This window comes from Neobacillus sp. BP17 (genome assembly GCF_059579525.1).
In genome coordinates this window covers 466,334-479,684 of record NZ_CM184198.1, presented here as the reverse complement: position 1 = coordinate 479,684, position 13,351 = coordinate 466,334, and the positions used below count along the sequence as shown (strand labels likewise).

The 13,351-nt window shown below is 39.9% G+C and carries 8 protein-coding genes; 1 reads left to right on the top strand and 7 read right to left on the bottom strand.

The annotated features are described in order from the left end of the window. Positions 1-250 precede the first annotated feature (250 nt). Entirely contained in the window at positions 251-1,429 is a 1,179-nt protein-coding gene (locus AC4QJR_RS02350; RefSeq protein ID WP_496525141.1) for an ROK family transcriptional regulator, read from the top strand. 45 nt (positions 1,430-1,474) lie between these two features. On the opposite strand, the gene AC4QJR_RS02345 is transcribed toward AC4QJR_RS02350, so the two are convergent. From AC4QJR_RS02345 to lacZ, 7 genes are all read right to left on the bottom strand, one after another. Further along, a complete protein-coding gene (locus tag AC4QJR_RS02345) occupies positions 1,475-2,518 on the bottom strand; it encodes an aldose epimerase family protein (protein ID WP_496525140.1) in 1,044 nt (347 codons plus the stop codon). 155 nt (positions 2,519-2,673) lie between these two features. Further along, positions 2,674-4,482 carry a glycoside hydrolase family 2 protein gene (locus AC4QJR_RS02340; RefSeq protein ID WP_496525139.1) on the bottom strand — a complete coding sequence of 603 codons (1,809 nt, stop codon included), beginning with the start codon at positions 4,480-4,482 and terminating at the stop codon, positions 2,674-2,676. A 31-nt stretch (positions 4,483-4,513) separates the two neighbouring features. Then, positions 4,514-5,344: a carbohydrate ABC transporter permease gene (locus AC4QJR_RS02335; protein ID WP_251461358.1), complete on the bottom strand. Its 831-nt coding sequence runs from the start codon at positions 5,342-5,344 to the stop codon at positions 4,514-4,516. A gap of 6 nt (positions 5,345-5,350) precedes the next feature. Continuing rightward, complete coding sequence (locus AC4QJR_RS02330; RefSeq protein ID WP_496525138.1) at positions 5,351-6,241, bottom strand: carbohydrate ABC transporter permease; 891 nt, start codon at positions 6,239-6,241, stop codon at positions 5,351-5,353. Between the two features lie 81 nt (positions 6,242-6,322). Further along, positions 6,323-7,594: an ABC transporter substrate-binding protein gene (locus AC4QJR_RS02325; protein ID WP_496525137.1), complete on the bottom strand. Its 1,272-nt coding sequence runs from the start codon at positions 7,592-7,594 to the stop codon at positions 6,323-6,325. A gap of 218 nt (positions 7,595-7,812) precedes the next feature. Continuing rightward, positions 7,813-10,050 carry an alpha-galactosidase gene (locus AC4QJR_RS02320; protein ID WP_496525136.1) on the bottom strand — a complete coding sequence of 746 codons (2,238 nt, stop codon included), beginning with the start codon at positions 10,048-10,050 and terminating at the stop codon, positions 7,813-7,815. A 240-nt stretch (positions 10,051-10,290) separates the two neighbouring features. Continuing rightward, positions 10,291-13,326, bottom strand: coding sequence for a beta-galactosidase, LacZ type (lacZ, locus tag AC4QJR_RS02315; RefSeq protein WP_496526595.1), 3,036 nt, complete (start codon positions 13,324-13,326; stop codon positions 10,291-10,293). Positions 13,327-13,351 lie beyond the last annotated feature (25 nt).

Here is a 13,351-nt window from a genome sequence, read left to right as displayed (position 1 = left end):
TTACCTTTTTATTATTAACATAATTTTACTACCCCTAGTAAAATCCTTCAAGTATTTTACTAAAATTTTTACTTAAATTTTATAAACAAACCATGAATAGAATCTTGCAGGAGGTATTTTTAACTTGGTATTTGTGTTAAAATTAGTAGGAATAAATAATACCTTTTTAAACAAATCCTTAAGGGTACTAATGATAATAAAGGCGTGATGTCATTTGAGTTTCGACCCCAAAACTGGAAGCTTCGAAAAAATGAAGTTACTTAATCAATCAACGGTTTTAAACATGATTCGATTAAAAGAGCCGATTTCAAGAGCGGAAATTGCCAAGTTAACAAAATTAACCCCGCCCACCATAAGTTCATTGGTTGCTGAGTTAATTGAGAAAAATCTTTTAATAGAGGAGCAATCAACAAGCGCAACGTCAGGCGGTAGAAAGCCAATTCTCCTCCGTATTAATTACTCCGCTTATTATATTATCGGAGTCTATGCCGCAGCGGAGGTTATACGCGTTATTCTTACCACAATGGACGGAAAGATTGTAACCGATTTCAGTAAAGATATTATTAAATTGCCAACTAAAACCGAATTTATGAATATGATGATCGAGTGCATTCATAATGTCCTTCAATCTAAACATTTCGAAAGAGAGTTAATCCTTGGAATCGGTATTGCCATGCATGGACTTGTTGATTCTGAACAAGGCTTGGCCATTTTTTCTCCACACTTACATTTGGAAAATATCCCTCTGAAGGAACGAATAGAAGAAGAATTTAATATCCCTGTTATTGTCGAGAATGATGTACGAGCATTAGCGATTGCTGAAAGCTGGTTTGGGCAAGGGAAAGGGGTCTCCGATTTTATCTGTCTTAGTGTGGGACGGGGGATTGGTTCTGGAATCTTTATAAATAGTGAAATTTATAAAAGCACGTTCTATACAGCAGGAGAAGTCGGACATACAATTTTAGATGTGAATGGTCCCCTATGCGAATGCGGTAATAATGGATGTTTAGAGGCCTATGCCTCAGAAATTGCTATCTTAAAAAAAGCGAAGGAAGAGATTAAACATCATCAGGATACCATTCTCACAGAGTGGTTGAAAGAAGGCAGTACTGAACTTTCCTTAAATATGGTCTATACAGCTGCTAAGCAAGGGGACCCATTTGCTATAACACTCTTAGAAAAGGCTGGTCAATCCCTTGGACTAGCCGCAGCAAATATGATTAACATTCTAAAGCCTTCGAAAATAATCCTAGAAGGGAGTATTTTCAAGGTAGGAGATTTTGTTTTGTCTCAACTAAAAAAAAGAATAGAGAAATATACTTTTAAAAGTTCACATGAAGAAATTAAAGTGGTTTGTTCGGAATTAGGAAAAACTGGTATGGTATTGGGAGCTGTAACATTAGTTTTAAAGAAATTATTTAAAACATAAGGAACATAAAAAGAGTTGGATCATAAGATTCAACTCTTTTTTTGTTCAATTTGTAAATATGTATTTAGTAACGGAATAGTATCCCTGATCCTTTTCTAAAATGGCTGATGGGAAATGCGGATGATTGAGCGAGTCTGGAAGACCCTGTGTTTCTAAACATAAACCAAGGTATTTTCTGGAGTTGATACCTCGAATAGAAAAATCATCAGCTAGTTGGTTACCCGTATAAAGAACCACGGCAGGCTGATTTGTTTCAATGATTAATCCTCTTCCGCTCTCATCATCAAACAGATAGATTTCCTTATTGTGATTATCCGTTAATAGTAAAGGATGATCATATCCATTTCCTGCAATTATATTTTGTCTGTCATTTGTGTCTGTTCCTTCAATAATCTTCCGGCCGGACCGAAAGTCAAATGATGTATTCTCTACAGGAAGAATCTCCCCTGTCGGTATTAATTCTTCATCCAACTCAAGGAATCGATTAGTTTTTAGGGTCAACTTATGATTAAGAACGTCTCTTTTTAAATTGCCGCTTAAATTAAAATAAGAATGATTGGTAACATTAACCACCGTTTTTTGATCAGACACACCTTCATAGGATATTTGAAGCTCATTATCGTTATTTAAGGTATAGGATATTTTCATCTTTAAATTTCCAGGATACCCTTCTTCTCCATCCTTACTTAAATAAGTGAATACAAGGGTCAAAGAATCTTTTTCTTCTACTACCTCTGTATTCCAGATCACCTTATCGAGGCCTTTTATCCCGCCATGGAGGTGATTGCCATTGTTATTTTTTGCGAGATGGTACGTGGTACCTTCTAAGGTAAATTCCGCATTAGCAATTCTACCCGCATGCCTGCCGACTACAGCACCGAAATAGGGGGAATGCTGCTGATATTCTTCGATTGTATCAAAGCCTAAAACTACATTTTCAAGGGTTCCGTTGCGGTCAGGAACGACAATCCTGGTAATCGTGCATCCATAATCGATGGTACTTACTTCCATGCCCTGATCATTAACCATTGTAAAAGTAGTTATTGTCTGCCCATCAAGTTCTGCAAATTTTTCTTGTAACAACTTCATTATATGACTCCCTCCGGTCTACAGTTATATAAGAAAACTCGCCGACTGGCGAGCCCTCTTGTAATAATATGGTTGTGTTAAACTTGTCTGTTGACTTCCGTTCCAGGCACTTCGCTTCACAGCCAATTTTATAAAAGCAAGCAGAATAACCTAACTTAAGATTTTACAATATTGGAATGCCACATGTCATTTATTTCCTTTATTTTTGCTAATTCACATTTTGGTTTTCTGTTATAAGATACTAATCCGTTGATTTCCTGCTCTACGTCTGTTAACTGTGTGTAACAATATCCATGTAGACCCTTTGAAGCATAGACCGCTTCCATTACTCTGCGGTAATCTGCAATAAATTCGTGCTCATCCTTCACAGATGTATAGCCCCAGCCACTGTCTTCACCGACTTTGAAACCAATTCCTCCAAATTCTGTCAACAAGATAGGTTCACCTTTATGTTCAAATCCATCTGCATAAATTCCTCGGCCAGCTGGTTTTGAGCTTAAGAGATTTTCTTTTGTGAGTAAGGATTCTTTAAAGTTTTCATATTTTGCCTTTTCATCGCTGGATCCATGATTATAATTGTGAATCGCACAGATATCGGTTTCTGTAAGTTCCCAGCCATCATTTGAGATGACTAATCGTGTTGTATCTAATGAATGAATAAGGTGGTACATCGCTAAAGAATGGTGCTGCTGTTGTTTGTTCGCTTTAATAAAAGGCACTCCCCAGCTTTCATTGACAGGCACCCAGGCGACGATGGACGGATGATTATAATCCCGTTCAATGATTTCAATCCACTCTTTGGTTAATCGAGATGCAGCGTCCTCACTATAGGACGGGAAGGCTGCACATTCTCCCCATACCAAGAATCCTAATTTGTCTGCCCAGTAAAGGAAGCGAGGATCCTCCACTTTTTGATGCTTTCTGCAGCCATTAAAGCCCATTTCTAAGGCTATTTCAATATCCCTTTTTAAAGCCTCATCTGTAGGAGCGGTTAACAACCCTTCCGGCCAGTAGCCCTGATCGAGAACTAATTTTTGATAATAAGGCTTGTTATTTAAATAAACCATGCCATTTTCAATATGGACCTTTCTCATACCAAAATAGGATTCTATCTCATCTAAAATCGCCTGATTATCCCCATCTTTTAATGTGAATTTGATATCAAATAAATTAGGGTTTTCTGGTGACCAATTCCATCCAGTATGGTGGAAGGCAGTTCTGAAGATTTGGCGATTATATAAATTAACCGAACGCTTATTATACGGTTCAAATACCTCAATCGTATCCTTTGCTACCTTTTCACCCTGAAAACTAATTTCGATGTCTGCTTGTTTGTTAATACATTCACCAGAGACCTCAAATTCTACAATTATATCTCCACGGTCAACGTCGGGTGTTAATCTTAATTTAGAAACATGGACAGGATGAACCGGTTCCAGCCAAACGGTTTGCCATATCCCAGTCGTTCTTGTGTACCAGATGGAATCCGATTGTTCAATCCAGAATTGCTTTCCTCTGGGAATCGTTTCATCTGTGGATGGATCTTCGACTCTGACAACCACCTTTTCATTGCCCCAAGTTAAATGATCAGTAATATCGAACGAAAAGGAAACATTGCCGCCTTCATGGAAACCAACATACTCCCCATTTACATAAATCCATGCACGGTAATCTACTGCCCCAAAATGCAGGATGATCCGCTGATTATTCCAATCCTTAGATACAGTGAATTCTCGTGAATACCATACAAAATCATGGAATGAAGGTTCATTAATACCACTTAGTTGGGTCTGATAAGCAAAGGGAACATTAATTTTCCGATCAAGGGCGTCCCCATTTTGAAACCACTTTTCCTTTAAACCAACATTATTATCATCAAAAGCGAAGTCCCATTCGCCATTTAAATTAACCCATTCTTTTCTGACCAATTGCGGTCTTGGATACTCATTACGAGGTATTGACATGTTGTTCTCCATCCTTCCTGAAAAAATAATCCTATTTAATACCCGATTGATTCACGCCTTTAATAAAGGAACGTTGACCAATGATAAACAATAATACAGCAGGTATGGTTGCAATCGATGTTAAAGCCATTAACCTGCCCGGTGATGAAACAAAGCTTCCCTGCTGCATGATGGCAATACCTGTTGTAATAGTTCTCATTTCTGGAGAATTTGTCGTTACAAGCGGCCATAAGAAATCATTATATATACCCATAAATGTAAAAATAGCTAATGTCCAAATAACAGGTCGTGCTGATGGCAGAACGATTTTTACAAAAACTTGCCATTTATTTGCACCATCTAGAAATGCTGCTTCTTCCAGTTCTTTTGGAAAGCTGCGAAAATATTGATATAGAAGAAAGACACCAAATGCATTTGAAGAATATGGAAGAATCAATACTGCATAAGTATCTAATAGACCAAACTTATTAAACTCCATATATAGTGGTAAAAACGTAATTACCCAAGGAATCGTCATCGACCCAATAAAGATGCTAATTAACAATTTTTTAAATGGGACATCCAAACGGGCTAGACCATATGCTGCAAGTGTGTCAACAACTAGAACAATTAATGTCCCAATAATCCCAACAAAAAGGGAGTTGCCCATCCATTGTAGGACTGGAGTATCTGAATTTCCTGCTAGGCTATACTGATAATTTTCAAGAGTAAAGACTTTCGGAATCCACTTTAGCCCTGCTGTGAAGGCTTCCTGATCCGTTTTAAAAGAAGTAGCCAGCATCCATAAAATTGGAACGATAAAAATCAGGCCAACAATAATCGCAAGAATAACTATGAAAACTTTAAACGGTGTTTTTTGCACGCTGACCTACTCCTTTCGATTTGTGATTCGGAATTGCAAGATTGAGATAACGATCATAATCAAAGCCATAAGTAATGACATGGCAGCTGCATTCCCTAATTGACGCTGCTTAAAGGCTTCATCAACAATATTCATTAATAAAACCTTTGTTGAAGTCCCTGGACCTCCACGTGTCATTAAATAAGGCTGCCCGTAAATATTAAATGAGGCAATCGTTGATGTAATAACAACAAAAAGCATTGTAGGTTTAATACTAGGGATCGTGATATGAATAAACTGCTGCCAGCGGTTGGCGCCATCAAGAGAACCGGCTTCATATAGTTCTTCAGAAACATCATTTAGTGCGTTGATAAAAATAACCATGTTAAAACCAATTGTCCACCATAAAGTCGCGATAGAAAGTGAAATCCAGGCCCAAGGCATGTCTGTTAACCATGGAATTAATGGCAGATTCATCTTTTGTAAATATTGATTAATTAACCCGCTGTTTGTATCTAGGATCCATAACCAAATAATTGCAACCACTGAAACAGAAACAGAATAGGGAATAAAGTAAACTGTACGAAAAAAACCTTTGAATTTACCAGGTAGAGCATTTACTAACAATGCTAAACATAATCCAACCACAACCAATAAAGGAACACTATATACAACGAATTGGAAGGTGTTTTTAAGACCCTCGAAAAACAGTTCATTAAGGTAAGAATCAGTGTCAAAGATCTTTGTATAGTTCTTAAATCCTACAAATTCATGGACAGGGTTTAATAGATCCCAGTTATGCAAGCTTATCCATGCCCCATATCCAATTGGAATTAAAAGAAAAATAACAAATAAAATCAAGTAAGGGAGTACAAAAAGACTTGAAGTCAATTGTGATTTCCAGCTTGTACTTCTCATTTACCTTCCTCCTTTCGGTTTCCTACTAGTGGAAAAACAAGAGACGAACGGGTTTCAACCTCCGTCCGCCTCCTTTAATGATTACTTATTCAAAACTTGTTCCGCCTTTTTATTGGCATCATCTAATGCTTTTTGCGGATCCTTCTTGCCTAAAAGAGCAAGGTTCACTTCAGCCCATAGCGGGTCAGACAATTGACCCCAGTTGGCAACGGCAGGAGCAAACTTAGCATATTTAAATTCTGAAGCTACGATTGGCTGTTGCTTCATCTTTTTAAATTCTTCACTTTGTTCATAAATTGCCTTTGAAGCTGGTGCTTGTCCTGATTTAGCCCACTCCATTGTGTTTCCAGCAACATATTTTAAGAAATCAGTAATACCATTTAATTTTTTTGAATCTGTAACAGTAGCAGGTACCACGAAATTGTGCCCATTTGCATAAACTGCTTGTTGTTTTGTTCCTAATTGCGGCACTGGAGCAACTCCATAGTTAATTCCGGCTTTATCCCATTGTTCCATCATCCATGGACCATTTAGATGCATCGCGTTTTTACCTTGTAAGAATAATGTTACTTCACCATCTTGTTGAACATTTTCAGGTGACACCTTTTCTTTATGAATCAAATCACGATAGAACGTTAACGCTTCAACCGCTTCTGGGCTATTGTAGTTTGGCTTACCATCCTTCATTAATTCGCCGCCATTTTGGAATAAAATAGTTGGGAAAATGAATTGGTTTGGCCAAAGAGTTGGTACTACAAAACCATATTGATTCTTACTAGAGTCTGTTAGTTTTTTAGCAGCGGCTAGGAACTCCTCACGATTTGTCGGTGCCTTTTCTGGATCTAAACCGGCCGCTTTAAATAAATCTTTATTATAGTACATAATTAATGGATGAATATCTAAAGGAATGGTATAGTGCTTACCGCCAATATCGCCGGCCTTCCAAGCAGTTTCAGCATAATCTTCTGCTTTAACGCCTGCTTTTTCGACAGTGTCAGTTAAATCCTTTAATAAATTCTTATCTGCATAATTTTTCAGCTGATCAGTATGCATAATTAATAAATCTGGAGCATTTTTTTGACCAGAAAAAGCAAGGTCAACCGTCTTATAATAGTCAGACTGGGGAACAACTTGGAAATCTACTTGATACTTAGATTGTGACTTATTGTAGTTTTCAACAATCGTCTTCATACGCGGACCATCTGCGCCAGAGAATGGCGCCCAATAAGTAATTTTCTCCCCATTTCCGCCTTCTGAAGTATCTTTGTCCTTCGCACTTGAGCATCCCGCTAAAGATCCGAGAGCTAGCGCAGCAGTTAAAGCTATACCAAGCCATTTCTTTTTCTTAGCCATTTTTATCCCCCTTATTTAGGTAAAAATTTTGTCTTCTTCTAGCATGAGGAAATATTTATAAACTATTCGTTCCTCATTAGTTAATTAAATTAATTTACTTTCTGGTATTATCATAATCTTGGAAGCGCTTTTTGTCAAAACATATTTATTATTTTGTGAATAAAATTAAAATGGCCTCGGTACAGTCCGAGGCCATCTAGCAATTCACCCTGTTAAATTTATTTATCGTCTGTACTTTTTAAATAAAAGACTTGTGATTGGAAGTCTCCCCCGCGTTCAAAATTGCCGCCATTGACACCATTAAACTCTGTGGGAAGCTGCAATCCCACAGACATTAGCTCATCACCATAATAAGTTCTCTCGATCCCGGCAATCCTGTAGTCTTTTGACACGTCTAATCCACTAAGTCGCAGCATTTGCTGTTTCTTAGGATTCGGAGTCGCTAATACTTTATACCAGCCAACTAATGCCTCCGACTGATCTTGGCTTACCACCATCCATGCCGTTTCGTTATTTGAAAATGGATTCAACAAGCGATAAAATTGACCATCACGAATCAACTGTCGATGCGCTTTATAGAAGGCAACCTGTTGTTTAATTTCCTCACGTTCTTCTTCGGTCAATTTGAGTGGGTCCAATTCATATCCAAATGTTCCAAAGTAGGCCGTGTTTGCCCTTGTTTGTAATGGTGTGGACCGTAATGTCTGATGATTCGGAACATCCGAAACATGAGATCCCATACTATAAACTGGATAGGCAAAGGATGTACCATACTGGATTTTAAGCCTTTCAATCGCATCTGTATCATCACTCGTCCAAGCCTGCGGTGCATAATACAACATCCCAGGGTCAAACCGTCCGCCCCCGCCCGCACACGATTCAAACAACACTTGTGGGAACTCGCTTGTTAATCGCTCATAGAGATTATAAACTCCTAAAATATAACGGTGGAAAAATTCACCCTGCTGATGAACGGGTAGGTTATTCGAAAAAGCTTCGGTGATGTTTCGATTCATGTCCCATTTAATATAGGCCAGCTTTGTTTGTTTAATAATCGTGGACATTTTATCATATAAATAATCCACGATTTCCTGTCTTGAAAAATCTAGGACCAGCTGATTACGTCCCAATGTATAGTGCTGACCTGGGATACCTACGGCCCAATCTGGATGCTCGTTAAATAATTCACTATTCGGACTGATCATTTCTGGTTCAAACCAAAGTCCAAACTTCATTCCGGTCTCATTAATTTTCTTTGAAAGGCTCTCCAGTCCATTGGGAAGCTTATTTAAGTCAACATGCCAATCACCAAGGGAGGAGGTATCATCGTTCCGTTTTCCAAACCAGCCGTCATCAAGGACAAGCAATTCTATTCCTAGTTCACTTGCAGATTTAGCAATATTCACTAGTTTTTCCTCATCGAAATCAAAGTAAGTGGCTTCCCAGTTATTAATTAGAATGGGACGTACGGCCTTCTTCCATTGACCTTGAATCAAATGCTCACGGTAAAGAGAATGGAAAGCCTGACTCATCCCGTTTAATCCGTGATCAGAATAAACCATGATGACTTCTGGGGTTTGAAATGAAGCTTGCGGTCTTAAATTCCACTTGAAGCCAAACGGATGAATCCCAACCGTAAGTCTTGCCATATCGTAATGGTCGACTTCTACTTGCATCAAGAAATTACTGCTATAGATAAAATTAAAGCCATATACTTCGCCTGTATGCTCCGTTGCCTCAGGACGCTTTAGTGCCAAGAACGGATTATGGTGATGAGAACTGGCCCCACGCAGACTGGAAATAGACTGAATGCCTGTTTCGAGTCTTCTTTCCTTTACATGCCGTTCACGTGACCATGTCCCTGCTAAATGAGTTAATACAAAATCTTTATCCGGAAGGTCGAGCGATGCCCCCATGAATCGATCAATAACCAGCTCTTCGGAACCCGCATTTCTTATCGAAGCACTTCTCGTGATGACAGGTTTGTCACGGAAAATAGTATAATTTAACTGCAATTCCGCTTGCAGGAACTCATCTTTTAAGAAAATTTGAAGTGTACTTGCATCTTGGTTGTCCTCTGTATAAGTTGCTGGGAGACCGGCAAGACGAGGTTTTCCTTCAAGGATCTGATACGATTCATATGTGAAATTTGGAATATGATTAGCCGTAGTTTTACTAACGCCGATTGCTGGTTCACGAAAATCTGAATTTCCGTAGGCAGGGAATTCCTGACGCAGCGTCTCTAATCCAAATGCTGAGTCGTCAGCATATACATGCGTGGTTGCTCCTGTTGGAATATCATACACTTGCAGATGGGAAAAATCGTCTCTGTGGCGTAACGCCTTACCGTAGTAAAGATGGCCTAATTGCCCATTTTTCATGACGTGAAAAATATAACTTACTTGGCCATTTGTTAAATGAAACTGCTTGTCCTCTTGATTCACATGAATAAGCATAACCTTCTCCTTCTGTTAAACATAGTAGTTGATTTCCGCTCCAGGCACTTCGCTTTCCGCGGGCGGTCCGGGGAGCCTCCTCGGTGCTTTCAGCGCTTGCGGGGTCTCCCCTGCCCCGTCCTCCCGCAGGAGTCTACGTGCCTTCCGCTACAATCAACTTGGCTATAAAATTTTCAATACTTACTTATAAGGAAAGAGCCTGTCAATATCAGGCTCTTTTCTTATTTGATTTATTCATAATTAAATTCTATTGATCACAAACTCAAATTCTATGTCTTTGTCAGCATGGATCAGATGTTCATCATGTACTGGTGCACCCCAGCTGTCGTCTCCGCCGACGCCCATCTGTTTGCCGGCGACCGTCACAACGGTGTAATGAACATTTGGCAACTCATAATGATGTTGAGCATTCTCAAGTTCAAAGGCTGTATATGGCGAAAAATTGCACTCTAATGGTTCAGCCGCTGCTGATATTCTGATCCCCTGTCCCTGCTTATTCGTTACATTAACCCGGCGGACCCCTGTTCGGTTGCCCGACTCTTGCGGCATCACGTATCCGGATAAATTATCTGATACTTTGTTCTTAAAAATACCCAGTCTTGCCCCCATAGCACGGTCCGAATAATTTTCTTCCGGTCCCATCGCATACCATTCTAATTGGTCATAATCGGCAGGAACCTTAAAGGAAAGGGCAAAAATCGGCAGTTGCGGAAGATTTTCTGCCCCATGATAAACTGACTTCACTCGGACACTGCCATCGGCAAGAACGGTATAACTTACTTTCACATCTACTTCTGCACTTATTGCTAGTTTATAAGTAAACGCGATCGATACCTGACCTTTGCCTTCTTCGACCTCTATCCCCGCACATTTGCGTGTTAGACTAGCCGCATACCAAAGACCCGAATGAAACCCTTGTGAATAACCGCGGTCATTATCTGTGGTCGCGCGCCAGAATAACGGGGCCGGTGGAAGAGCAATCATTTCTTTCCACGCATAGTTAAGCGAGACAAGACTGCCCACTTGCTTAGAGAAGATGATGGTAAAGTCACGGCCGTGAACACCGATATTAACGTCGCCAGTGACAACCCTTAATTCCCCGTTTACCTGAACCGGTTCCTCAGAAGATTCCACCTGATACACAAATTGTCCAAACGCGACCTCATAGCCTGCGTCCGCCCAAAGCTTATTTTCCTTCAGCCTAAAAGCAGTTTGAATACAATACTCGCCAGCAGCGCTTTTGTTTTCGGCCGGTAAGTTAAATTCAACGCGCCCTTCACTCTGAGGTGCCACCATCACTTCAAGTTGATTTCGATACACTTCCTTACCTTCATGGTAGAGAACATATTCCAAATGATAATCGGACGTATCTTCGAAAAGACCTTCATTGTGAATGGTCACTCCGGATTGATCCGGTACCAATTTGATGTTTTGATATATATACTTTACTTCCTGCATCTTCGGTGAAAGTTCCCGATTGGCGTACACAATCCCATTGGTACAGAAACCGTAATCAGTAGGACGGTCATCAAAATCGCCGCCGTAGGCTAAGAATTCTTTTCCATAACGGTCCTTTTTGATAATGGATTGATCAATATAATCCCAGATAAAACCGCCTTGATACATTGGATACTTCTTCTCTAAATCTGTATATTTGTACATTCCGCCAAGTGAATTTCCCATAGCATGCATATACTCACAGCTAATGTATGGCTTCTCGGGATTTGCATTCAAATACTCCTCAATATCAGCCGGCTTGGCATACATGCGGCTCTCCATATCACTAGTATCATTATATTCGCGGGCATGAAATACACCTTCGTAATGAACCAAGCGGCTTGGGTCCACTTTTTTGAAATATTTAGACACGTTAAGAATGACTTCACCTGCATAGGATTCATTCCCACACGACCATATCAGGATGGACGGATGATTTTTATCCCGTTCAACCATAGAAACAGCCCGATCCATTACAATATTCTCCCATTCCGGCTTATTCCCGGGAATGTTCCAGGACGGCTCGACTGCCCCCATCTTTTGCCATGATCCGTGCGTTTCCAGGTTCATTTCATCGATAACATAGACACCGTATTCATCACATAAATCGTACCAAAAACTCTGATTCGGATAATGAGACGTACGGACTGCGTTAATGTTATTTTGTTTCAGTGTTTTAATGTCCCAGAGCATGTCTTCCTTGGTAATCGCACGGCCGGTCCGGCAATTAAATTCATGGCGATTTACACCCTTGAATACAATCCGTTCACCGTTAAGGTGCATAATTTTATCGATAAGTTCAAATCTACGGAAGCCCACTTTCTGTGGAATTACTTCTACTAAATTGCCTTTTTCGTTATAAACCTGTATATAAAGCTTGTATAAATTCGGTCTTTCTGCGCTCCATAATTTTGGACCCTCAACATCCATTGCTGTTGACCATTTTCCGTCACCAGATTCAATCGTACAAGTAGATACTAGGCTGCCTTCTCGATCGTACAACTCTGTTACAATTTTTGAAGGTGAAGAGCTGCCAGACAATAGCTTGAGGTCTACTTTAAGCGTCCCTTTCGTAAAAGCTGCATTCAATTCTGCACGAACATCTGCATCAAAAACATGAATCTCTGGTACGGTATAAAGATAGACATCACGGAATATTCCTGAAAAACGCCAGAAATCTTGATCTTCCAGCCAGCTTCCTGTGCTTCGCTGGTAAACTTCGACCGCTAATTTATTTTCACCTTTAGTTACAAATGGGGTAAGGTCAAACTCAGCTGGCGTGAAGGAGTCCTCGCTATAGCCGACGAACTTTCCGTTTAGCCACACATAAAACGCTGATTCTACTCCCTGAAAAGAAATATACACCGGCTTATTGTTCATGTTTTCTGGTACAGTAAACATCTTCACATAACTGCCCACCGGATTATGGTCTTGTGGAATTTCTGGCGGACGAATCTCGTTTAGGCCGTCCCATGGGTACATGGTATTCACATATTGAGGTTTTCCATACCCCTGAAGCTGGATATGCCCAGGAACGGTGATGTCCCCCCAGCCAGAGCAATTAAAGTTCTCCTGGTAAAAATTCGCCGGACGATTGTTCGGATTAACGCTATAGCTAAATTTCCAATTTCCGTTTAGGTCATAGCGCAAAGCCATTGGACCTTCAAGTTTTGCTTGTTCCAGCGTTTCGTAATATATGTGATCGGAATGTGCAGGCAGTCGATTCACAGCAAACACATTCACATCCGTAAGCCAATCTAGTTTTGGAATTGTTGACATCATGATCACTCTTTTCTATTTCTAT

Excerpts from the sequence above, each read along its gene's own strand:
- AC4QJR_RS02350 (WP_496525141.1), top strand. The coding sequence starts at position 251 with ATGAAGTTACTTAATCAATCAACGGTTTTAAACATGATTCGATTAAAA.
- AC4QJR_RS02345 (WP_496525140.1), bottom strand. The coding sequence starts at position 2,518 with ATGAAGTTGTTACAAGAAAAATTTGCAGAACTTGATGGGCAGACAATA.
- AC4QJR_RS02340 (WP_496525139.1), bottom strand. The coding sequence starts at position 4,482 with ATGTCAATACCTCGTAATGAGTATCCAAGACCGCAATTGGTCAGAAAA.
- AC4QJR_RS02330 (WP_496525138.1), bottom strand. The coding sequence starts at position 6,241 with ATGAGAAGTACAAGCTGGAAATCACAATTGACTTCAAGTCTTTTTGTA.
- AC4QJR_RS02325 (WP_496525137.1), bottom strand. The coding sequence starts at position 7,594 with ATGGCTAAGAAAAAGAAATGGCTTGGTATAGCTTTAACTGCTGCGCTA.
- AC4QJR_RS02320 (WP_496525136.1), bottom strand. The coding sequence starts at position 10,050 with ATGCTTATTCATGTGAATCAAGAGGACAAGCAGTTTCATTTAACAAAT.
- lacZ (WP_496526595.1), bottom strand. The coding sequence starts at position 13,326 with ATGTCAACAATTCCAAAACTAGATTGGCTTACGGATGTGAATGTGTTT.